The sequence below is a fragment of the Brevibacillus sp. HB1.2 genome (assembly GCF_013332495.1).
Classification (GTDB): Bacteria; Bacillota; Bacilli; order Brevibacillales; family Brevibacillaceae; genus Brevibacillus; species Brevibacillus porteri.
This window is the reverse complement of record NZ_JABMIU010000022.1, coordinates 14,646-36,314: the sequence shown is the minus strand read 5'-3', so window position 1 is coordinate 36,314 and position 21,669 is coordinate 14,646. Positions and strand designations below refer to the sequence as shown.

Here is a 21,669-nt window from a genome sequence, read left to right as displayed (position 1 = left end):
AACGAAATTATGGTAAACAAACCTAGGGCTTTTTCCTGTCTAAACCAACTTCTTCCTTTTTCGATTTATCCTTCCTGGCGCAAATGACAAGCGAGCTGTAATTTCAGCAAGTCTTCGGGATTTCGCAAATCGATATGTAGAAGCTCTTCGACTTTGCGCAATCGCTGATACAACGTATTGACGTGAATGTGCAGCTCTTTGGCGGTCAGTTGAGGAGATTGACTACATTTCATATAGGCCATGATCGTCTGTTCCCATTCCTGATATTTTTCCGGGTCTTGCCAGAAAGGGGCAAACACATCTTGAATGAATGCATCAATATCGTCCTGACTCTGGTTCAGCATGAGGCGATTGACACCCAGGTCTTTATAGTGCACCACACCAAAACGGCTGCGGTTGGTCAAGTAGTGAGCGGCTTTCTTGGCTTCTTCGTAGCTTTTGCTGATTTGTTCAATCCCGCTTGCCATACTTCCCACGCCAATCGATAACGATGCTTCCTTACCCAGTTCCCACTCATAAGACGCCTGCTGCAGCCGCTCCCGGATGTCCTTGCCATCTCGGGAGCCGAGAGACCGGATGAGGAGGGTGACATGGTTATGGAAGCCGTAGACAAACATCTGAGTTTTACTGAACTCCCATTTCCAACGAGTAATGAGCCGATGAATGTTTGCTTCTAGCAAGGCCAGATCGTGGCACTGCGTCAGATGGGCATAAACCACATAGTATTTTGCTTGCGGCTGTAACCCCATCGAACGAGCGCGGTCAATCAGTTCATTGCCTTTGCTTGCGATCAGCTCTTGAAAAAGATCATGTGCTCGCTTGTATAGCACGGAGCTGATCGATTGCTTTTTCACTAAATCGAGGATGAGCACTGCACTCCCTTGCTCGACCGTCATTCGTGCGAGATCAGATAGCCCGCGTTCGTCTAAGGGAATCATGAGGCCTCCGAGAAAGATGCTTCCATTGATCAACGGATACAAACAGAACCATTGATTGTCACCAGTATCGGGAGAGTACAGCTTGACAGAAACAGGTTGTCTTCTTTTGTTCAGCAATGTATACAGTTCATCCCAGCTAAAAAATAAAGCACTCTTTTCAGGATACAATTTTTGCTCAAGCCAATCGGCAAAATAGATGGAATGGCCTGTCATTTTGCCGAGGGTTTTTACGATTGTTTCTGCCCCTTTATTTTGCAAGGACAACTGCTTGATGGATTCATGGATATGGTTGCGCTGTATCAAATCATCGTGCTTGGCTTGCAGTTGGGCACTAATGGCAGCCATATGCTCATACGCTTGCTTGACTTCTGCATAGAGCTCGGCATTTTGCAGGGCGATGGAAGTTTGGTCTGCGAAGCCTTGGAGGAGGTCGAGGTCGTACTCCGTAAACACATTTTCTTGATGAAACTGATGGAGGACTAGCACGCCGATACGCTTTTCTTCACGTGATATCGGAACGCATAGCAACCCATTCAAGTCTCGCAATGTTTTGGCGTGGTTCAGCGAGTGAAAGTTGTCAGCAGAGATGTCCTTCATCGCGTGGGTTGTTTCTTGGCTGGTTTTGTACATGCGTGGGATTCCGTCCTCAAACACTTTGCCCGCGATAGATTCGCCAACCCGCATTTTGAGATCTTTGAACACCGTATCATGAAAACCGACGGTCGCTTTCGGAATCAAAAGGTCGATAGAGGGATCATACAAGTGCAAGAGACCTGCGTCAGCAGCCGGGATAACAGCCAGTGCGTTACCTATGATGCCACGGATGATTTGGTGAACGTCAAGGGTAGCAGATATCGAGCGAATCCCTTCAAAGAGTTTCTTGCTTTCCTCCGCTTTTGCTGTCATTTTTTCTTCTGCCAACAACAGGCGAATCCCGAACCACAAAAGTTCCCACTGGTCAGAGGTAAGGATGGGCGGTTGGCTTGCTTTAGGCGAAAGGCAAATAACAGCTTGTCCTTCCTTTTCGTAGAAAAAACGGTACATCTGTTGGGCATATGCATAACGCATGTGGCTAGCATCGTTGTCACAGAGAGGTACTGTCATAGGGGGAATCTTCGTGGTAGCGTTTTCATGAAAAGAAGAGAAAATATGCCGAAAATGTCGATCATGCGAAAATTGGAACCAGATCGAAAAAGGCTGATCGCCAAACCATTCATGCAGCTTTTCAAGCAGGAGCGAAAATGAATTCATCCACGTGTCCTCCATGTAGAGAAATACACATTAATAGTTGGAAAAAAGTGTCTGTATATACATTGTATTCATAATTTTTACTATATACAATAACCCTATAAGATGCGGAAGGTGGGAGACGATTTGACAGCAACCTACAATAACTACATCGATGGGGCTTGGGTGACGAGCCATACTGGACAGGTTTTCCCAAGCACGAACCCTGCCAATACGAATGAGGTTCTCGGTTTTTTTCAAAAATCGGACGGGCTGGATGCGCGTTCTGCCATTGAAGCTGCTGCCAATGCTTTTGGTGAATGGTCACAAAAATCCGCTCCCACACGTGGAGAATTCTTGTTCTCCCTCATTCACTTATTGGAAAAACACAAAGAAGAGCTCGCAGAAACGATCACCCGTGAAGTCGGAAAAACATTGCGGGAAGCGAGAGGCGAGGTTGCCAAGACTATCACCTCCATGAAGCAGTTGACTGGGGAAGCTACTCGCTTGACAGGTCAAACGGTGCCTTCCTTTGATGAACGGGTAATTGGTTACACAGTGCGAGAGCCAATCGGGGTTTTCGCGATTATTGCGCCATGGAATTTTCCGCTGGGGATTTGCTTGTGGAAGATCGTCCCGGCTATCCTCGCAGGCAATACAGTTGTGTTCAAGCCAGCGAGCAACACCTCCTTGATTAGCATAAAGCTGATGGAGCTCCTGATTAAAAGCGGCGTTCCGAGTGGTGTCGTGAATTTGGTAACAGGACCGGGTGCGGTCATCGGTGATGAATTAGCGAATCATCCACTGGTCAAAGGGATTTCATTTACGGGTTCTTCGGAAGTGGGACTTGCCTTAGGGAGAGCAGTTGGAGCCAGAGGAGGCAAGATTCAGGCAGAGATGGGTGGGAAAAATCCGGCGATCATTCTCGCGGACGCTGATATTGACCTCGCTATCGATTCTATCGTACTGAGTGGATTCTTCGATAATGGCCAACGTTGTACAGGGACCAGTCGCGTATTGGTTGTTCCCGAAGTAGCCGAACAAGTAAAAGCAAAACTGATTGAGCGAGCGAAGGGCTTGAAAATCGGGAATGGTTTCGATCCAGACAATCATAACGGGCCAGTAGTGGACGAGCATCAGCTCAATTTGTATCTTCATTATGTACAAAAGGGGATCGAAGAAGGTGGCGTACTGGAATGCGGCGGTAAGCGCCTTGTAGAAGGTGATCTCGCCCAGGGCTACTTCGTCGCGCCGACGGTATTTACCGGTATTACGCAGGAGATGACGATTGCCAACGAAGAAATTTTTGGCCCTGTGATCGCCGTGATCGATGTGGATTCTTTCGAACATGCCATGCAAGTGGCTAACCAGGTTGAATTTGGCTTGTCCTCCACGATTTTTACGAACGATTTACAAAAAGCTTTCCAATTTGTCAAAGGCATTCAGTCAGGTGTCACGCATGTTAATATGCCGTCGACTCATTTTGAATCACAGTTTCCGTTTGGTGGCAAAAAGATATCTGGATTGGGTCCGAGAGAGCAAGGGGAGTCAGCGCTCGATTTTTACGTCGAGACCAAAACGGTTTATATTCGGCCATAAGAATAAGTATAGGAAAAGCAGGAGGAGCGAAGATGGAAGCGATTGGTGTAATCGGCATCGGTGCAATGGGTAAAGGGATGGTCTGCAATCTGTTGCAAAAAGGCTACCACGTGTATGCCTATGATCCAAGTCCAGCAGCAAAAGCCTGGGCAAAGGAAAAAGGAGCGATAGTCGTCGAGTCTCCACAGGCAGTGGGTAGCGTAGCACGTGTCGTTTTCACTTCGCTTCCAGGTCCTGCGATTGTTGAGGAAGTTATGCTGGGTGCGGACGGACTTTTCTTATCATTAGGGGAGGGCAGTTTCGTATTTGATACAAGTACGATTGATCCTACTACAGCAAAACGTCTGAATCAGCACGGCGTAGAAAAAGGGATCTACTACTACGATTGTCCGGTGAGTGGAGGACCTGCGGGTTCTGTGGCCGGAACGTTGACCATTATGGTCGGCGGAGATGAGACAAAGCTTCCAGAAATCATGGACTATCTCAGGGCAATTGGAAAGGAAATTTTTTATCTGGGGGAATCTGGCTCTGCACAAGTGGCGAAGCTTTGCCACAACTCTGTCGTTGCCGTCATCACAGCAGCATTGGGCGAGGCGTTCAGTGTCGGTGTAAAAGCAGGTGTCGATCCACACAAGCTGGCAGCCGTCATGGACAAAGGTTCTGCCCACAATCGTGTGCTCTCCGTTTTTGGGCCTAACATCTTGTACGGTACGTATGAAAATACGGTCTTTTCATTGGATCATATGCACAAAGATTTGCAGCTCTATGCGCAAACCGCACGTGAACAACAAGTGCCTGTTCTCGTTGGTGGTACGGTTGCGCAAATGTATGAGGCAGCAAAAGCACAAGGCAAGGGTAGCTGGGATTCGAGTGCCGTCTGTACCGTGACGGAGGAGTTGGCTCATACTACGATTGCGCGTTAAGCGTTGAATCTGAAAGAGAAAGTAGACTACAGCAACTATTGCTTGTAGTCTACTTTTTTTCTTCGTAGGTCTTCTCTTCCCCAAATAAAAGATAAAAAACTCAGTAGCGGTGACTCTCCAAGAATCTTCTGTAACCGAGTGACAGCTATTGTGGGGCAAGTGGCGCTGGAAAGCCCTTATATAGGTACCATCAGCTATTTGAGAAATTTTCTGAATCTATCGCAGATTCCGAATTCATTTGACAATAATATCACTTATTGTTAAAATATGTAATATAGATTCGATTTAAAGGTGGTTAGAATTTTAGTTCGCGATGAAGACCGGAGTATTAATATAGTACAAGCTTTATAGCTTTGAAAAATAATAGGCACGACATTTCATCTAAATTTTGGAAGGAGGTGAATGATAATGAATCAAGTACTGAATTTACAAAAACTTCCTCAAAACGAGGCAAGTGAAGCAGCTGCTAGGTGGTCGTTGTATAGTAACATTTGCCCTTGGCCATGGGGGTAATGGTTGTTAAGTGCTTCTTCAGAGAAGACCTAGTTGAAGGGTAACTTCAACTAGGTCCTTTTGATTGAGACGAATACATAAGATGTAGCTTACAAATTATTGGGAGAGGTTCATAAATCATTTATGAGAGGAGAGTATATCATGAAGGCAGACATGGTTTATTATGATTATTTAAATGAAAACTCGAAATATTTCACTCCTAACAAATCAATCGTTACTGAGAGAGAATTTAATGTGACAAATTTATCAGATGATTGTGTAGTTAGCAGGGAAGAAAATTCTGTATGGAAAATGTACAAGTTTAAAGAACGATCCTTGCAAGCTCAAGGTTGGAAAATCCATATTAGTGCAACACTTGATAATGCAGAACAGATTTTACAGAAGGTCAGTCATATATTGGTTGAACGTAAAGTCTATTTCAAACATCTTGCAAGCGAATGGGATTATTTCACTTCAAACTCAAAGATCGCAAATAGAGCAAGTTCGGGAAAGTTTATTACGATCTATCCTCCTAGTGATGATGATTTTTTACATTTATTAGATCTACTATATACCACCCTTCATTCTTTTGAGAGTGGTCCCTACATTCTGAGTGACAAGTGTTGGAAAAACAGCAATGTTTACTATAGGTATGGTGGATTTGCAATGATATTCAACGAACAAGGCGAACTGTGCATAAAAGATGAGAATGGTGAATTGCTTGTAGACGAAAGAGTTCCTTACTATCAAGTACCTTCTTTTGTTAAAGAATTTGATCAGTATTTAGATACTTTAAATACCACATCTATTGAGGCTGAAGTAGAAAATAATAAATTTGAAGAATACGAATTTCAAACTGCACTTCGCTTTACGAATGGTGGAGGAATCTATGTAACAGAAAGGAAGAAAGATAAAAAGAAAGTCATTATTAAAGAAGCAAGGCCAAAATCAGGATTGGATGGTCAAAAAGTTGATGCATTAGAAAGACAAAAAATCGAACTTGATGCTTTATCAAAGCTATCGAAAGTAGATGGAATTGTAAATATACTAGATTACTTTACATATTGGAAACATAGTTTTCTTGTGGAAGAGTATGTGGATGGAATGGACTTAGATTCCTGGATTGTAGCGAACTACCCTTTTATTAATAATGGTGATGTCAAAGTCTATAAGGACAAAATACATAATATTCTTACTAAATTGGTGTCTATTGTCGAAGAAATGCATAAAAATGGTGTAGGAATGGGAGATTTACAACCAGTAAATATTATCATATCCGAAGATTTAAACGTGACTCTGATTGACTTTGAAACAGCACGACCTAAGGATTTGGAAGGAAAGCCTACACTGCAAACATACGGATTCTCTCATCCACGTAATAAAAATAACGGAGAGCGGGATTGGTATGCAATAAAGAAAATCCTACGACATTGCTTATTGCCAATTGGACCAATCGAGGATATTGATTCTGATATGTATGATTATCAAGATCAATGGATTGAAAAGGTTTATGGAGAGGATTTTCTACTATTTGTAAAAATGATAAGGGAAAAATGTAATCAGCATTTATCATTTATAGGAGAAGAGAGTAGGTCGCATGCCATAAATAAAAATGTGATGAAAAAGGATATTTCCTCCATTATTGAAGGTCTCAGAAATGGTATTGAGAAAAATTTTGTTCCTAGCGAAAAATTAATTCATGGGGATATCAGGCAATATGAAAGCAAAGCTGGGAAATACAATGTACAAAATGGAGGCACTGGAGCTGCGCTAGCATTTTTTAGATCTGGTACTGTGAGTGAGAAAATAAACCATTGGATTGAAAATGAATTAATGAAAAACATCGATTCTATTGAACAAGGTGGATTATTAACAGGTAAAGCAGGCATAGGGACAACATTGTATGAAATCGGTTATAAAAAAGAAGCAATGAACATCTTTGCAAACATGAATCTTAATTCGTCTGATCTATCTTTAAGGTCAGGATTGTCAGGTATAGGTCTTGGGTTCGTTAGTCTTTATTTAGAAGAAAAAGATGAACGTGTTCTGGACAAAGCAATATTTGTAGCGAGTATCATTGATACTTTTATGAGCGAGAAGAAAGAGTTAAAAGTTCAGGATTGGGCCGGGATTCCAATCGGTATAATGGATGGTTGGTCTGGAGTCTCGTTGTTTTACTCGGCTTTGTATGCAGTCACCAAAAAGGAAAATTATTACTTGAAATCTATCGAATGCATTGATAAAGATTTAGAAAAAACCAAAGAAGACAAAAGCACATTGCAAACGATTGATGACTCCAATCGCTTATTACCTTACCTTTCAGGGGGATCGTTAGGCATAGGAATAGCAATCGTATACCTAAATCATGTTAGTGATAAAAAACGTTACGAAAGAGAATTGAGCTTAATTACGAATTTATATCGTGTTAGATGTAGCATAAGCGGGGGGCTTTACGATGGCGCTGGAAGCTTTTTGATAATACCGCCGCTCCTAGGAAAAAGTGATTCTGCGTATACAAACAAAAAAGATTGTGTAATTGAATTGTTACGTCTATTTTTAATTCCTAAGGAAAATCATATTTTATTTCCAGGGCAGTTTTGTTATCGTTTATCTGATGACTTTCAAACAGGGAGTTCTGGTATTATACTAGCTTTAGAGGGGATATTGAAAGATAACCCATTATATTGGCTTCCATTAATAAATATCGATGATTTTTATAAAAATACAAAATATAGCCAAGATGTAGCATGTGTAAATGCCGCCCCAACTACAATCAAGTAATGAGGCGTAGAGTAGTGGTTGGCTTTGTTCCATAATTGTATAAGAGTACCAAATGGACAGTGCTACCTTATGGTTGGTTACTGTCGTTTTTGGTTTGCGAAAGAGAAAAAGGTTGTTTAGATCCTGTATCATGTCCAATGTGCAGAAAGGAGAGATACGACTTGCAAGAACTAACCTCAACAGAACTGATCCAATACCTGCAAGAAAAGGAGTCGGTCGCTCTTTTTGTCTATACACCGATGTGTGGGACCTGCAAGCTCGCAGCACGTATGCTCGGCATCATGCAAGAAACATTACCTACCGTTCCTCTGTATCAGATCAACATTAATACGGCGCCTGCATTGGCAGAACAATGGCAAGTGACCAGCGTTCCCGCCTTGCTTATTTTTCACAGAAATGAATTGTTGGAACGCCATTATGCCATCCAGTCCGTTGGATTTTTATACGATGTACTGAAACCTCTGGCCTAGACATACACCTATTTCCTTCGCCATGAATATGACAGAGAGAGAAGAAATGCGAAGGAGGAGGCGTATGCAAATCCACGTGGTGGAAGAAGGACAAACCTTAGCGAGCATCGCCGAGACGTACGGCACGACGGCAGAAGCGATCACCAAGGCGAATGAATTGCCAGATCCCAATAAGCTGGCAACCGGACAGGCGATGGTGATCCCGATTGTAGGAAGCTACTATTGGGTCAAACAAGGAGATACGTTGTATACCATCGGTCAGCGTTACCAGATCAGCGCAGCAGAGCTTGCTCGCGTCAATGGGATTTCTCCCTATAAACCGCTACAAGTCGGGCAAAAACTTTATATCCCGCCTCGCCCTAGACGAGCGGCTGATTTCAATGCATATGTGGAACCGCGCCGCACTGTCCCACCAGCGATGGAAGCGGATGTTCGGACGGCTGCCCCTCATCTGACGTATTTGGCACCGTTCAGCTTTCGTATCAAACGGGATGGCACCCTCGATCGACCAACGCTGAACAATTTTCCGGCGATCGCAAAAGAAAACCAAGTACTACTTATGATGGTCGTGACGAATTTGGAAAAAGGTCAGTTCAGTACGGAATTGGGCGCACTCATCCTGAACGATCAAGAGCTCCAGAACAAATTGTTGGATAATATTCTCGCGACCGCCCGTGAGCTGGGAATGGGGGATATCCATTTTGATCTAGAAGCATTGCCCACAACCGGTGCTGAAGCGTACGCGAACTTCTTGCGAAAAGCAAGGGACCGTATACATGCAGCAGGATTGATGATGTCTGTTGCGCTCGCACCGAAGACGAGTGCCGAGCAAGCTGGCAAATGGTATTCCGCCCATGATTACAAAGCGATAGGAGCGCTTGCCGATTTTGTCGTGATCATGACGTATGAATGGGGCTATAGTGGTGGTCCTCCCATGGCGGTTTCTCCGATCGGACCGGTGCGGCGTGTTTTGCAGTACGCTATTACCGAAATACCAGCCGAGAAAATTTTGATGGGCCAAAATCTGTACGGATACGACTGGACCTTACCGTACGAGCGAGGAACGACAGCGAAAGCTCTAAGTCCACAAGCCGCAATTGCTTTGGCTGCGCAGCATAATGCAGTGATCCGGTATGACTATCGCGCACAGGCTCCGTTTTTTACGTACACCGATGATCAAGGCAAGCAACATCAGGTGTGGTTTGAGGATGCGCGGTCGATCCAAGCTAAGTTCAATCTAGTTAAACAACTTGGTTTGAGAGGCGTCAGCTACTGGAAACTCGGTTTGCCATTTCCGCAAAATTGGCTGTTGATCGAGGAGAACTTTCGCGTTCGTAAGCGCGCATAGTCATCTGGCGTACATTCCATCGCGGGTTGTACGCCTTTTTTTCGAATGAAAAATCATGGTATGATGAAGATGACAGTAAGGAAAAGGGGAGAAATCATGGGAGAATGCAAATTGGATCACAGCCATGAGGACGTACACAAAAAACTGGCAGAACAAACTCCATATCTGTCGGAGTTGCGTGTGAGTCAATTCAAGAATCAGTTGAATGGCGAACTCAGCCAAGAGCGTCTAAATGAACTGTTTCATTTATTGAAAAAGTATGACCTGGCAAGCCCAGAGGAGCGCCAAGAGCGCGAAAAACAAATGGATCACTTGTTTGGCTAAGTTTTATACATACGTTTTTTTGTTTTGCCCCCAAGTGGGAGAATCAGGCTGGAACCATGGTTCCATGCAGCGAGGAGTAACGATGGACGACAGACTCTATTATCAGGATGCCTATACAAGAACGTTTTCGGCCCAGGTGACGAGGGCTGGTGTCGAGCAAGATGGGACACCTTACGTAGTACTAAATCAAACGGCTTTTTACCCTACTGGAGGTGGACAGCCTTCCGATCTGGGCGTATTGGAAGAGATTCGTGTGGTAGATGTGGAAGAGGTAGAAGGCGAAATTCGCCATAGACTGGAAGCTCCCTTATCTGAAAGCATAGCGGAAGTAACGGGTCACATCGATTGGGACCGTCGCTTCGATCATATGCAACAGCATGCTGGACAACACATTTTATCTGCTTCCTTCCTGGAAGTCGTGCAAGCGGAGACTGTTGCCTTTCACTTGGGCAAAGAACGTGTCACCATTGATGTACGACTGGATGAGTTGACAACAGATGTATGGGAGAAGGTAGAGAAGCGAGCGAATCAGATTGTTCTGGAAAACCACCCCATCATAGCGCGGTTCGTTGATGACGAGGAGTTGGCAACGCTGCCCTTGAAAAAACAGCCGACCGTTACTGAAAACATTCGTGTCGTGATGATTCCTGAGTTTGATTACAACCCATGTGGAGGAACACATCCTGCACGTACGGGCGAAGTCGGGATGATCAAGATCTTGGGCTGGGAGCGACATCGCGGAAACATTCGTCTGGAATTCATCTGTGGCTGGCGAGCTTTGCGGGACTACAACCAAAAGCAAGCTGTCGTTCGTGATACGGCGAAGCTGCTCGCTACCAATGAAGGTGAACTGATCGCACAGACGGAACGCCTCCTTGCAGAACGTGACACCTTGAAGGCAAAATTGGCAGAAGTGGATAAGCAGCTGTTAGAAGTGGAAGTCAATCAACAACTATCTGCTGCTAGCCAACTCGGTCATTCTCGCCTCATTATGCATACCTTCACGGACAAAACCATTCAACAGCTTCAGCAGTTCGCACAGCTGGCTACTGCTCTGGCGCCAGATGCGATTTGCCTTTTAGCTGCTACTACCGAAGACAAAATGCAAATCGTGTTTGCTCGTGGGCAAGAAGTCAACGTAGCCATCAATCAAGTGTTGAAAGAAACATTGCCGGTCATTGAAGGAAAAGGCGGAGGAAATCCTGCCATGGCACAGGGTGGTGGTCAGTCAGTAGTGGATGCGGAAGAAGTATTGCTGCATGCTCGCAAACTGCTGGAAGCCTCACTAATGTAAATACATTTGATTGAATAAAAGGAGGAAACCGCGATGAACTGGAATCCGGGAGATATCGTTCGCGTGGCGCAGCGAACTGGAGAATATATTGCAGAAGTATTGGAAATCCACGATTCGAAGCTGCTGGTAAAAGTGTTGGCCGTTACTAAATACCCGACGCAAGGCGATTTGCATTCTTCCTACGAAGTAGATGTGCCGCTGTTTCACCAGCGTCCAGCACTCTCTTACATGGAAAAATTCATGACGCCTGTCCAAGGGGTCATTCGCTATAATGGCGCGATTCCGGACTACAAGGAATCTGTGCGTCAGGCGATGGAGAGAGAAATGGAAAAGCTTTCGAAAATGGCAGCTTGGGCAGAGCGTTGTCTCATTGAGCTGGAAAAGATGCACAAGGAAGCCTTTACAAACACGAAATAGAGTGGTACTGTAGTACTCGAATGTACGACAATTGCATAGCTTTACTACCAAACGGGGGCCAAGCAACGTTGGCTGAGATTGTAACGAGTGTGTTACTGACCGTTGAACCTGACCTGGGTCATGCCAGCGGAGGAAGAGGTATTTGGAATCAGTATCACGGTGTCGCATCCGAGCAGAACTATGCTTGTTTGCGTGCATGCATGATCAGATCTCACTCAACCATCCGAGGCGGATGGTTTTTTTATGCCATTCGTCTGGGGAGATGGGATGGGTATACGGCTTCTTCTGTTTGTCTGAATCGACTCAGGCAGGCGGGAGAAGCCGTTTTTTTTCCAGTAGAAGGAGGTAATCAATGATTGTTCAGCTGAATGGGAAAAAAGTAGAGTTGGCGGAAGAGATCACGACAGTGCGAGCCTTGCTTGCTTCTTATTCCCTGCAAGAAAAGATTGTCGTCGTAGAACGAAATGGAGAAATTATTGATCGCTCCGCGTACGAACAAACACCGATTGCAGACGGAGATCGCATAGAAATCGTTCATTTTGTCGGAGGAGGATGATCATTATGATGGATACATTGAAAATTGGACCTTACGAGTTTCGCTCCCGTTTGCTTCTCGGGACAGGTAAATTCGCTGATTTGGATACACAAGGGAAAGCGGTAGAGGTGTCGGAAGCAGAGATTTTGACATTTGCGATTCGTCGCTTGAATTTGGAAAATCCGCAAGAACCAAACTTTTTGGAACAGCTCGATTTGAAAAAATTCACCTTGCTACCTAATACAGCAGGTGCCTATACAGCTGAAGAAGCAGTGCGCATTGCTCGTTTGGCTAAAGCATCAGGATTGTGTGACATGATCAAGGTAGAAGTCATTGGAGACCCGAAAACCCTTCTCCCTGACCCGATTGGTACGTTCGAGGCTTCGAAAATCTTGGTGGAAGAAGGCTTTATCGTACTGACCTACACCAATGACGACCCGATTCTTGCTAGACGTTTACAAGAAGTCGGCGTACATGCGGTTATGCCAGGTGCGTCACCAATTGGTTCCGGACAAGGGATTGTCAATGAAAACAACCTCCGCTTTATCATCGAGGATGCTAAGGTACCGATTATCGTCGATGCAGGAATTGGCTCGCCAGCAGACTGCGCGAAAGCGATGGAACTAGGTGCTGACGGTGTCTTGTTGAATACAGCAGTCGCACTCGCTGACAATCCTGTCTTGATGGCAGAAGCGATGAAGCTCGGGGTGGAAGCAGGTCGCAAAGGCTTCCTGGCAGGCCGTATCGCGAAAAAGCGCTACGCGTCCGCAAGCAGCCCGACTGAAGGGATGATTGAGTAGCGTGGATCGACTGACAGAAGCGGTAGAATCGATTGCCAGCCGCAAAGAAGAGCTGTTCGCATTACTGGCAGAGCTCGTTTCTCATCCGACTGTGAGTCCTCCCGCGCGAAACAGCGATGCCGCACAAGGAGTAATCGCCAACAGATTGCAAGCGATGGGATTCGAGGTCGAACGCTGGACGGTATATCCAGGAGACGACAATATCGTCGGCCGGTTATCAGGGAGTGCCTCTAGTCAGGCAAACAGTTTGATTGTCAACGGGCATATCGATGTGGCTGAAGTCGGAGATGACACGGGGTGGACCTATCCACCGTTTACTCTGACACATGGCAAGGATGGGCGCCTGTACGGCCGTGGTGTTGCGGATATGAAAGGTGGACTGGCAGCGAGCTTGTTTGCGATCCAAATGCTGCGCGAACACGGAATGGAGCTCCAAGGAGATCTGCTCTTTCAATCCGTCATCGGAGAAGAAGCGGGTGAAGCGGGGACATTGGTCGCCATCGAGCGAGGCTATCAAGCTGACTACGCCGTTGTAGTGGATACGAGCAATCTCCAAATGCAAGGACAGGGCGGGGTCATCACAGGCTGGATCACGATTGAGAGTCCGACGACGCTGCATGACGGAATGCGCGCACAGACCATTCATGCAGGCGGACGCGTACGGGGAGCTTCTGCCATTGAAAAAATGACGAAGGTGATCAGCGCACTACAGGAGCTGGAACGGGATTGGGCTGTCATGAAGTCCTACCCCGGCTTTCTACCAGGCAGCAATACGATCAATCCCGCAGTCATCGAGGGTGGTCGTCACGCAGCGTTCATCGCAGACCGTTGCGCACTATGGATTACTGTTCATTTTTATCCGAATGAATCCTACGAAGAGATCATCCGAGAGATCGAGGATCATGTCGGGCGTGCAGCAGCAGCTGATCTTTGGTTGAGAGACAATCCTCCAACATTCCGGTGGGGAGGACGTTCGATGATTGAGGAGCGCGGTGAAATTTTCCCTTCACTGGAGTTGGATACGGAACATCCGGGGTTGGCAATGCTGCAATCCGCCTATGAAAGTCACATGCATCAAGCGCCTGTCGTTAATATGTCGCCTACGGTGACGGATGCAGGCTGGTTTGCGCATGCAGGCATTCCGGCTGTACTATTCGGGCCCGGTGAGCTCACGTATGCACATGCCGTAGATGAATCCATTGATCCTGACCAGCTTGTTCATTTTGCCCAGATTATGGCCCGATTTATTGCCACCTGGTGCAATACCCCAAAGGAAGCGAAGGAGTGAGTATCGCATGACAACCTTTACTGATCGTTTGAGAAAAAGTGTAGCCCCGATCTGGGAGCGTGTTCATCAACATCCTTTCGTCACCGGACTTGGAGATGGCAGCCTGCCCGTTGGTGCATTCAAATATTACATGAAACAAGACTACATCTATCTGATTGATTATGCGAAAATGTTCGCGATTGCGAGTGTGAAGGCGTACGATCTGGAAACAAGCTCCAGATTCGCTGCTTTGCAAGAATCGACGCTGAACACAGAGATGGAGCTGCATCGTCAGTATGCTGAGCGATTTGGCATCTCTCGCGCGGAGCTGGAAGCGACAGAGCCTTCGTTTGTCATGCTGGGATACACCAGCTACATGCTGCGTGTCGCTCATCAAGGGTCGTTGGCAGAAATGGTGAGTGCACTACTCCCATGCACATGGAGCTATTGGGAAATCGGCAAGCGCTTGGCACAAGTAGAAGGGGCGTTGGAACACGAACTGTACGGGGAATGGGTACGCATGTACAGCTCCGATGAGTTTGGGCAGCTGGCGATCTGGCTGATGGATATCATGAACCAATTGGCGGAAGGAAAGAGCGAGCAAGAGCTGGCCAAACTGGAAGAGTATTTTGTCAATACCTCCAAAATGGAGTACATGTTCTGGGACATGTCCTACAGAGAGGAAATGTGGCCGTGGGAGAACAACTAGCTTTCGCCGACGTCAGCTTTTCGTATGGCGACAAGCAGATTCTCGATCATTTTGATCTGCGTGTGGAAAAAGGGGAGTTCGTCAGCTTGATCGGTCCGAGCGGGATCGGGAAAAGCACCTTATTTCAGCTCATCGCAGGTCTTCTTGAGCCGGGGCAAGGCGAAATCAGACTAGGCAGTGTAGCAGTTGCAAATCGTTTGGGGCAGGTCGGCTATATGCCCCAACGCGATCAGCTCATGCCATGGCGTACGATTATTGAAAATGCAGCTTTGCCGCTAGAAATCAAAGGTATGAAGAAAAAAGAAGCGTATGAGCGTGTCAGACAGCAATTGCCAAGGTACGGGCTCCAGGATTGGGCTGACAGCTATCCAGCCCAGCTTTCCGGTGGGATGCGTCAGCGGGTTTCCTTTTTGCGGGCGTTGTTTTCTGGTGCAGAGATGATGCTGTTGGATGAGCCGTTTAGTGCATTGGATGGAATTACGAGAATGGACATGCAAGAGTGGCTAATGGAAAAGTGGCAGGAAACAGGCAGTACGATGCTGATGATTACACATGACATCGATGAAGCCATTTTACTTGCAGATCGTATTATCGTGCTTTCGGGTAGTCCGATCACCAAGCCGATCGAATTAACCGTTCCGGTAAACAGACCTCGGACGGCAAGTAGTCGCAATCAAGCCGGATTTTTGGCATTGCGTGAACAAATTTGGGAACTGCTGCGACAGGAGCGCCAAGCAGCAACGAAGCCGTTGAGGAGAGAAGCGTGATGGGGAGAAGCATCTGGTTTGGCATCTCCATCGCCATTTTTCTCCTGGTATGGGAAGCGGTATGTCGCTTCTTCGGAGTGCCGCCATTCATTTTACCGCCGCCTAGTGCTGTCGTTGTGTCTTTGTGGGATTTACGTGCCTCTCTAGTAGGTGTCCATCTTTGGGCGACGTTACAGGAAGTGTTACTAGGGCTATCGATCTCGATTGTGTTTGGAATCTCTCTTGCCTTCGCGATGATTCGCAGTCGGATTGTCGAGCGCTTAGTCTATCCGTATATCGTCATCTCCCAAACGATCCCCATTATTGCATTATCACCCGTATTTATTTTGTGGTTCGGGTATGATTTATCTGGAAAAATCGCTGTTACGATTCTGTTTACTTTCTTTCCGATCGTCGTCAACACGTATGATGGACTTCGCTCGACGGACAAGGAAATGCTCCAGCTGTTAAAAACGATGGGGGCAACAAACGGACAAATTTTCACCAAGCTGCAACTCCCGTCGAGTTTACCCCATTTCTTCAGTGGTCTCAAAGTGGCAGCTACCTACAGTGTGGCTGGGGCGACGATCGGAGAATGGCTTGGGGCGAGCGAGGGTCTCGGGTATTTTGGCAGACGGGCATCCGGCAATTTTCAGGCTCCCGCGTTGTTTGCCTCCGTCCTGTTGCTCTCGATTCTCGGCATGCTGCTGTTTTGGCTGGTTGGACGAATCGAACGTCATTTTTCCCCGCATATGAAAACTAAAGGAGAACAACAATGAAACCTTTCAACAAATGGACGAAAGCATTCATGGCACTCACATTGGCAACAGGTCTTGCCGCTTGCGGCAATCAGGCGAGCTCGGATGCTGGTCAGACGCAAGCCCCTGCTAATAAAGGAGCGGAGCCGACAGAGCTGACGATTGCGCTCGATTGGTATCCGAATGCTGTACATTCCTTCTTATATGTCGCAGAGGAGCAAGGCTATTTCAAAGACGAGAACCTCAAGGTGACCATGCAAATGCCTTCAGACAGCAATGATCCGTTGAAGATGGCGGCGGCGGGTAAAGTGGATTTGGCAATCAGCTATCAACCACAGCTCATCCAAGCTCGTGCAGAAGGAGTACCTGTCGTATCTATAGGTGCACTCGTTCGTCATCCGTTAAACGTCATCATGACGCGCCAGGACAGTGGAATCGATACGCCGCAAAAGCTGGCTGGAAAAAATATCGGTTATCCATCACTTCCACTCGATGAATCGATCGTACGTCAAGTCGTGAAGCATAATGGTGGCGATGATTCCGGACTGACCTTCACGGATATCGGCTTTGACATCGTTCCAGCGTTGACAGCCAAAAAGGTCGATGCTGTAGTAGGTGGCTATATCAACCATGAGCAACCGATTTTGGAGAAACACGGCGTTCCAGTCAATGTGTTCAAGCCTTTTGAGTTTGGTGTACCGGACTACTATGAGCTCGTATTAGCGACAAGTGATGATACTTTGGGCAAAAAGCAGAAAGCTGTGGAAGGATTCCTGCGTGCGATTGGCAAGGGCCAGGACTATGTGAAACATAATAAGGAAAAGGCACTCGATCTGTTGTTTACGAAACAGGCTGCCGATTTCCCGCTGGAACAAGACATTGAGACCAAAAGCTTGGATATCCTGATTCCGTTAATGGATGCGGGAGAAAAGCCTTTTGGATACCAGACGGTGGAATCATGGCAAACACTGATTGATTGGATGAAAAAAGAGAAGTTGATTACGGCTGACGTGAAAGCAGAAGAGATCATGCGCGATCTCGCGAAGTAATCAGTCAAAAAGCACCCCCTTTGCACGCTTTTGAGAGTCTACTCTTCATTGGCGAGACAGAGGAGGTGCTTTTTCGATCAAGAGGAGAGGGGGAAACAAAGTTCTGCTATCATCCCTTTTCCTGTATCGCTTGATAACAGCAGGCGTCCATGATGAGCGGCAGCAATACGCGCAACCATGGGCAAACCGAGACCATGACCATTGTGTGAGGGAGATTTTCTTTTTGATGAATAAGGCAATTCCACCAAGTCAGGCAGCATGCATGGCTCGATGCCTTTTCCGTTGTCAGTGATAATCAGGAGAGCATTGCGCTGATTGGCTGACAGGGTTGTTTGCACGTGGATGTGACAGCCTGATGGGTTATGCACGATGCTGTTTTGAACCAGATTCGTGATGGCGCGTCCAAGAAGTTTTTCATCGCCCATCACGAAGCATTGCTCAGTCGTGACATCCAGCTCGATGGTAAAGCTCTCTGCCAAATCATTGTTCAAAAAGTCAGTGACAATTTGCCGCGCAAGTGTCGATAGCCGAATCGGTTTGGTATGTATGGGCTGCATTTCGTATTCCAGCATGGAAACGAGATTCAAGTCGCTGACCAAAGACCGGAGTTTTTCCCCTTGCTTTCGAATAATGCTTGCTTTTTGCTGCTGTTCGTAAGGCACTGCGTTGCTCTCTTCCAATTCACTGGCATACCCGAGCACCATCGATAATGGCGTGCGTATATCGTGGGAGATTCCAGCGATCCAGTTCGAGCGTGCTTCGTCTCTTGCTTTTAGCAAAGCGTTCTTCTCTTGCAGAAGCGACGATGCATGATTGATGCTTTTGGCAATCCCGCTGAACATTCCTTTTGCCTCGACATGTGTATGCTGATCTTCTGACAGAGCGTGAATCCCGCTAATCAGTGGGCGGATTGCCCGAATGAGTCGAGAGCCGATGAAAAGCGAGAGAAGAGCGGCAAGTAGTATATTTCCGAAAAGCAAAGCCAGTAATCGATACGGCAAATCACTTATCCAACTGATCGGGAAATGAAACTGGTACTTGGCGAGACTATCCTTCGGGTAGCCCACGACGACCAGCCCCATCTCATTCTCCCATACAAAAACAGGATAGTCCTGTAAGTAATTCCGCGAAAACTGCGCCACTTCTGCCAGAGAATAGGCGCGGGGCAATTGGTCCGGTATGGCTTGCTCCCAGACGACTTTCCCATCGTTCGTAATCAGCATGGCCCAAGCCTGGCTCTTTTGTAACCAATCTTGTGCATTTGGTTCCAACGTATAGCTGGTACCGTTCTTGTGAAGACCTTCTGCGACAGTTTGTGTGACGTGAACGGGAGAAGAGCCTTCGTTCATGCCTTTGAAAACAAATGTACCAAGAATAATGTAATTGACGATGAGCAAAAAGACGGCGATCAGGATAGAAGCACCTGTATAACGACGTAAAATTCGTGCGGCTCCATCCATCTACAACTCTTCCTTTACGAGTAATTTGTATCCGAGTCCTCTTACCGTCAGCAAATATTCAGGGGTGGACGGACATGGCTCGATCTTTTCGCGAATGCGCCGCATATGAACCATCAGCGTGTTTTCATACCCGTAGTAATCGTCACCCCATACAGATTGGCACAGGGCATCACTCGTGACGATTCGTCCCCGATTTTCATAAAGTTTTCGCAAGAGTGCGTGTTCCTTGGCGGTCAAAGCGTATTCGTGGTGATCTCTCGTCACGATTGCTGCCTCCAAATCGATCGTACTGTCACCAAGCTGGAAAACGGGCAGACGATCGATTTGGGGAGGAGCATAAACGCGTCGTAAAATGACCAGGAGACGAAGAACGAGCTCGCGCGGTAAAAATGGCTTCACAATATAGTCGTCAGCCCCCAGGCCAAGTCCGAGCAATCGATCTTCATCTTCCCCTCTCGCTGAAAGAAAAATGACAGGGATTTGCGAGAAGCGACGGATCGAAGTCAAAAGTCCAAATCCATCTCCATCAGGCAGCATGACATCCAGGATCGCGACATCAGGCTTGTCCGAAGCGCAAATCACTAACGCCTCTTTACAACTACCCGCATGAAAAATACGAGAGAATCCTTCCTTACGCAAAAATCCATCGATCATATTTCTGATTTCAAGCTCATCCTCCACGATGAGCACTTTTTTCTGTTTCCATTCTTCCATATTGAATCACCCGTATTCATTATACTCGCTCGAATTGTGTGTTCTACCCACTCAGAGTCAATTTAAGGTTGTTGTAAGGTTCCTGTCAGCTTATCGACGGGTTGGGACTCTATGATTTCGTAGGAGAGACCAACAGATAGGAGCGAGAAAAGATGAATACGGTGATTCGAACGGAAAACCTTTCAAAACGCTATGGAGGGGTCTATTCCGTCCAGCGGGTGAATCTTGCGGTAGGAGAAGGGGAGGTCTATGGCTTCCTCGGTCCAAATGGTGCAGGAAAATCGACGACTCTTAAAATGCTGCTAGGATTAGTCAAGCCAAGTGAAGGGAGTGTATCTGTATTCGGGAAGGATTTTAGCAGGAACCGACTTGAGATTTTGAGTCAGACGGGTTCCTTGATCGAGGCTCCTTCCTATTACGGTCATCTTACCGGCCTGGAAAATATGCGCGTCATGCAGCGGCTGCGAGATGTACCGGACAAACATGTAGAAAAAGCCTTGCAAATCGTCCGTTTGGAAAAACAAAAGAACAAAAAGGTAGATCAGTATTCTCTCGGGATGAAGCAGCGACTGGGAATTGCCATGGCTTTGCTGCATTTTCCAAAGCTCGTCATCCTCGATGAACCGACAAACGGCCTGGACCCTGCGGGAATCGGTGAAATTCGGGAATTGATTCATTCGTTGCCACACGAGTATGGAATGACCGTCTTGCTCTCCAGCCATCTGCTCTCGGAAATCGAGCAAGTGGCCACGTCCATCGGCATTATTCACGGGGGAAAACTGCTGTTTCAAGGGAGTATGGAGCAGTTGCAACGGGATAGTCAGCCTCATGTGTGGATGAAAACGCAGGACAATGAAAAAGCGAGAAGAGTTCTTCAAGAGATGGAGCTTTCTCCAAGTCTCCAAGATGGCTTCCTCGTCATGGAAGGCATGGGGGATAGAGAGGTAGCGCAGACAAACCGGGCGCTGATTATGGCGGGCATAGATGTTTATCGGATTGAAGAGCACAAAAAAAGCTTGGAGAGCATTTTCCTCTCCCTTACAGGCAAGGAGGGGAGCTTGTAATGAGAACGCTTTGGCTGGAGTTTTATAAAATTCGACATAAGCGTTTGTTTCTCATGCTCACCATTCTTTTGAGTATCGAACTGGCATGGGGGTTTATGGCTGTCAGTACCTCCATGACAAAAAATCCGGATGCCGCGACGTGGAGCGCCATTCTTGTCACGATTACAGCCATGAACGGATTGTTTTTGCCGATCGGTTCGGCTGTCATTGTTTCACGGATTTGTGATATGGAACACAAAGGGCGTACGTGGAAGCTGCTGTTGGCTGCCTCTGTCAGTCGAAAAGCGGTTTATGCGGCAAAGTTCGTCTCTGCGGCTGTTTTGATCGGGGGAGCCGTCATTTTACAGGTAGTGGCGATCGTGGCATTTGGCATTGGCTATGGTTTAGCAGAGCCAGTCCCGATTGGCCTATTACTCCGCTTTGTAGCAGGGACAACGCTTACGAATCTCGTGGTGATTGCTCTGCAACAATGGATCTCTCTCGCCATCAAAAATCAGGCATTTAGCCTATGTCTCGGGATGATCGGGGGGTTCATTGGGATGTCAGCGAGCTTGTTTCCGCCACAAGTCGGACGCCTTTTCATCTGGTCGTACTATGTAGACTTTTCGCCCGTTACGTATCAGTACGTGAACGAAACCATGCTGTTTACTACGCGTGAAATCGGCGTTCATTTGCCGATCATCGTCGTACTCATGGGCATCTCATTCTACCTTGCTGGGAGCATTCACGTATCCCGGCAAGACGTATAGGGAGG

The 21,669-nt window shown here is 46.8% G+C and carries 21 protein-coding genes and 1 riboswitch; of the genes, 18 read left to right on the top strand and 3 right to left on the bottom strand.

Annotation, left to right across the window (positions count from 1 at the left end; all coding sequences use genetic code 11):
* Positions 1–65: 65 nt before the first annotated feature.
* Positions 66–2,189 carry a helix-turn-helix domain-containing protein gene (locus HPY28_RS28120; RefSeq protein WP_174231842.1) on the bottom strand — a complete coding sequence of 708 codons (2,124 nt, stop codon included), beginning with the start codon at positions 2,187–2,189 and terminating at the stop codon, positions 66–68.
* Positions 2,190–2,291: 102 nt separating this feature from the next.
* Here HPY28_RS28120 and HPY28_RS28115 point away from each other — a divergent pair, with 102 nt between their 5' ends.
* The 16 genes from HPY28_RS28115 to HPY28_RS28045 all read left to right on the top strand — a co-directional run bounded on the left by HPY28_RS28115 (position 2,292) and on the right by HPY28_RS28045 (position 17,677).
* A complete protein-coding gene (locus tag HPY28_RS28115) occupies positions 2,292–3,764 on the top strand; it encodes an aldehyde dehydrogenase family protein (RefSeq protein ID WP_174231841.1) in 1,473 nt (490 codons plus the stop codon).
* A 32-nt stretch (positions 3,765–3,796) separates the two neighbouring features.
* Complete coding sequence (locus tag HPY28_RS28110) at positions 3,797–4,687, top strand: NAD(P)-dependent oxidoreductase (RefSeq protein WP_017248977.1); 891 nt, start codon at positions 3,797–3,799, stop codon at positions 4,685–4,687.
* Positions 4,688–5,089: 402 nt separating this feature from the next.
* Complete coding sequence (locus HPY28_RS30995) at positions 5,090–5,200, top strand: class III lanthipeptide (protein WP_371736766.1); 111 nt, start codon at positions 5,090–5,092, stop codon at positions 5,198–5,200.
* A 141-nt stretch (positions 5,201–5,341) separates the two neighbouring features.
* Positions 5,342–7,960 carry a class III lanthionine synthetase LanKC gene (lanKC, locus tag HPY28_RS28105; protein ID WP_173623534.1) on the top strand — a complete coding sequence of 873 codons (2,619 nt, stop codon included), beginning with the start codon at positions 5,342–5,344 and terminating at the stop codon, positions 7,958–7,960.
* A 161-nt stretch (positions 7,961–8,121) separates the two neighbouring features.
* Positions 8,122–8,430, top strand: a complete 309-nt coding sequence (locus HPY28_RS28100; protein ID WP_017248974.1) for a thioredoxin family protein — start codon at positions 8,122–8,124, stop codon at positions 8,428–8,430.
* 64 nt (positions 8,431–8,494) lie between these two features.
* A complete protein-coding gene (locus HPY28_RS28095) occupies positions 8,495–9,778 on the top strand; it encodes a glycoside hydrolase family 18 protein (RefSeq protein WP_017248973.1) in 1,284 nt (427 codons plus the stop codon).
* A gap of 96 nt (positions 9,779–9,874) precedes the next feature.
* A complete protein-coding gene (locus HPY28_RS28090; RefSeq protein WP_026043118.1) occupies positions 9,875–10,102 on the top strand; it encodes a hypothetical protein in 228 nt (75 codons plus the stop codon).
* An 82-nt stretch (positions 10,103–10,184) separates the two neighbouring features.
* Positions 10,185–11,396, top strand: a complete 1,212-nt coding sequence (locus tag HPY28_RS28085; RefSeq protein WP_017248971.1) for an alanyl-tRNA editing protein — start codon at positions 10,185–10,187, stop codon at positions 11,394–11,396.
* A gap of 33 nt (positions 11,397–11,429) precedes the next feature.
* On the top strand, positions 11,430–11,813 hold the full coding sequence (gene kapB, locus HPY28_RS28080; protein ID WP_017248970.1) for a kinase-associated lipoprotein KapB: 384 nt from the start codon (positions 11,430–11,432) through the stop codon (positions 11,811–11,813).
* A gap of 41 nt (positions 11,814–11,854) precedes the next feature.
* A riboswitch (TPP riboswitch) is annotated at positions 11,855–11,965 on the top strand.
* Positions 11,966–12,165: 200 nt separating this feature from the next.
* On the top strand, positions 12,166–12,369 hold the full coding sequence (gene thiS, locus HPY28_RS28075) for a sulfur carrier protein ThiS (protein ID WP_007729348.1): 204 nt from the start codon (positions 12,166–12,168) through the stop codon (positions 12,367–12,369).
* A gap of 5 nt (positions 12,370–12,374) precedes the next feature.
* Positions 12,375–13,148, top strand: coding sequence for a thiazole synthase (locus HPY28_RS28070; protein ID WP_017248967.1), 774 nt, complete (start codon positions 12,375–12,377; stop codon positions 13,146–13,148).
* Positions 13,141–14,436: an acetylornithine deacetylase gene (locus HPY28_RS28065; protein WP_173623533.1), complete on the top strand. Its 1,296-nt coding sequence runs from the start codon at positions 13,141–13,143 to the stop codon at positions 14,434–14,436. Before HPY28_RS28070 ends, HPY28_RS28065 begins: the two co-directional genes overlap by 8 nt.
* 7 nt (positions 14,437–14,443) lie before the next feature.
* Positions 14,444–15,124, top strand: a complete 681-nt coding sequence (gene tenA, locus HPY28_RS28060) for a thiaminase II (protein ID WP_174231840.1) — start codon at positions 14,444–14,446, stop codon at positions 15,122–15,124.
* A complete protein-coding gene (locus tag HPY28_RS28055; RefSeq protein ID WP_174231839.1) occupies positions 15,109–15,891 on the top strand; it encodes an ABC transporter ATP-binding protein in 783 nt (260 codons plus the stop codon). The genes tenA and HPY28_RS28055 overlap by 16 nt, the downstream gene beginning before the upstream one ends.
* On the top strand, positions 15,891–16,649 hold the full coding sequence (locus HPY28_RS28050; protein WP_174231838.1) for an ABC transporter permease: 759 nt from the start codon (positions 15,891–15,893) through the stop codon (positions 16,647–16,649). The genes HPY28_RS28055 and HPY28_RS28050 overlap by 1 nt, the downstream gene beginning before the upstream one ends.
* Positions 16,646–17,677, top strand: a complete 1,032-nt coding sequence (locus tag HPY28_RS28045) for an ABC transporter substrate-binding protein (protein ID WP_017248962.1) — start codon at positions 16,646–16,648, stop codon at positions 17,675–17,677. Before HPY28_RS28050 ends, HPY28_RS28045 begins: the two co-directional genes overlap by 4 nt.
* 77 nt (positions 17,678–17,754) lie before the next feature.
* On the opposite strand, the gene HPY28_RS28040 is transcribed toward HPY28_RS28045, so the two are convergent.
* Positions 17,755–19,137 carry a sensor histidine kinase gene (locus HPY28_RS28040; RefSeq protein ID WP_017248961.1) on the bottom strand — a complete coding sequence of 461 codons (1,383 nt, stop codon included), beginning with the start codon at positions 19,135–19,137 and terminating at the stop codon, positions 17,755–17,757.
* The gene (locus tag HPY28_RS28035) at positions 19,138–19,851 is read right to left on the bottom strand and encodes a response regulator transcription factor (RefSeq protein WP_174231837.1); all 714 of its coding nucleotides are present in this window, start codon (positions 19,849–19,851) and stop codon (positions 19,138–19,140) included.
* A 152-nt stretch (positions 19,852–20,003) separates the two neighbouring features.
* Between HPY28_RS28035 and HPY28_RS28030 the strand changes: the two genes are divergently transcribed.
* Together HPY28_RS28030 and HPY28_RS28025 are read left to right on the top strand one after the other, a co-directional pair.
* On the top strand, positions 20,004–20,915 hold the full coding sequence (locus HPY28_RS28030) for an ABC transporter ATP-binding protein (protein ID WP_174231836.1): 912 nt from the start codon (positions 20,004–20,006) through the stop codon (positions 20,913–20,915).
* On the top strand, positions 20,915–21,664 hold the full coding sequence (locus HPY28_RS28025; RefSeq protein ID WP_174231835.1) for an ABC transporter permease: 750 nt from the start codon (positions 20,915–20,917) through the stop codon (positions 21,662–21,664). The genes HPY28_RS28030 and HPY28_RS28025 overlap by 1 nt, the downstream gene beginning before the upstream one ends.
* Positions 21,665–21,669: the final 5 nt, after the last annotated feature.

What these genes read in the sequence shown, in the direction of transcription:
- HPY28_RS28070 (WP_017248967.1), top strand. Translation starts at nt 12,375, where the DNA reads ATGATGGATACATTGAAAATTGGACCTTACGAGTTTCGCTCCCGTTTG.
- HPY28_RS28025 (WP_174231835.1), top strand. Translation starts at nt 20,915, where the DNA reads ATGAGAACGCTTTGGCTGGAGTTTTATAAAATTCGACATAAGCGTTTG.
- HPY28_RS28090 (WP_026043118.1), top strand. Translation starts at nt 9,875, where the DNA reads ATGGGAGAATGCAAATTGGATCACAGCCATGAGGACGTACACAAAAAA.
- HPY28_RS28115 (WP_174231841.1), top strand. Translation starts at nt 2,292, where the DNA reads ATGCGGAAGGTGGGAGACGATTTGACAGCAACCTACAATAACTACATC.
- kapB (WP_017248970.1), top strand. Translation starts at nt 11,430, where the DNA reads ATGAACTGGAATCCGGGAGATATCGTTCGCGTGGCGCAGCGAACTGGA.
- HPY28_RS28045 (WP_017248962.1), top strand. Translation starts at nt 16,646, where the DNA reads ATGAAACCTTTCAACAAATGGACGAAAGCATTCATGGCACTCACATTG.
- HPY28_RS28120 (WP_174231842.1), bottom strand. Translation starts at nt 2,189, where the DNA reads ATGAATTCATTTTCGCTCCTGCTTGAAAAGCTGCATGAATGGTTTGGC.
- HPY28_RS28050 (WP_174231838.1), top strand. Translation starts at nt 15,891, where the DNA reads ATGGGGAGAAGCATCTGGTTTGGCATCTCCATCGCCATTTTTCTCCTG.
- HPY28_RS28110 (WP_017248977.1), top strand. Translation starts at nt 3,797, where the DNA reads ATGGAAGCGATTGGTGTAATCGGCATCGGTGCAATGGGTAAAGGGATG.
- HPY28_RS28040 (WP_017248961.1), bottom strand. Translation starts at nt 19,137, where the DNA reads ATGGATGGAGCCGCACGAATTTTACGTCGTTATACAGGTGCTTCTATC.
- HPY28_RS30995 (WP_371736766.1), top strand. Translation starts at nt 5,090, where the DNA reads ATGATAATGAATCAAGTACTGAATTTACAAAAACTTCCTCAAAACGAG.
- tenA (WP_174231840.1), top strand. Translation starts at nt 14,444, where the DNA reads ATGACAACCTTTACTGATCGTTTGAGAAAAAGTGTAGCCCCGATCTGG.
- HPY28_RS28035 (WP_174231837.1), bottom strand. Translation starts at nt 19,851, where the DNA reads ATGGAAGAATGGAAACAGAAAAAAGTGCTCATCGTGGAGGATGAGCTT.
- lanKC (WP_173623534.1), top strand. Translation starts at nt 5,342, where the DNA reads ATGAAGGCAGACATGGTTTATTATGATTATTTAAATGAAAACTCGAAA.
- HPY28_RS28030 (WP_174231836.1), top strand. Translation starts at nt 20,004, where the DNA reads ATGAATACGGTGATTCGAACGGAAAACCTTTCAAAACGCTATGGAGGG.
- HPY28_RS28095 (WP_017248973.1), top strand. Translation starts at nt 8,495, where the DNA reads ATGCAAATCCACGTGGTGGAAGAAGGACAAACCTTAGCGAGCATCGCC.
- HPY28_RS28085 (WP_017248971.1), top strand. Translation starts at nt 10,185, where the DNA reads ATGGACGACAGACTCTATTATCAGGATGCCTATACAAGAACGTTTTCG.
- thiS (WP_007729348.1), top strand. Translation starts at nt 12,166, where the DNA reads ATGATTGTTCAGCTGAATGGGAAAAAAGTAGAGTTGGCGGAAGAGATC.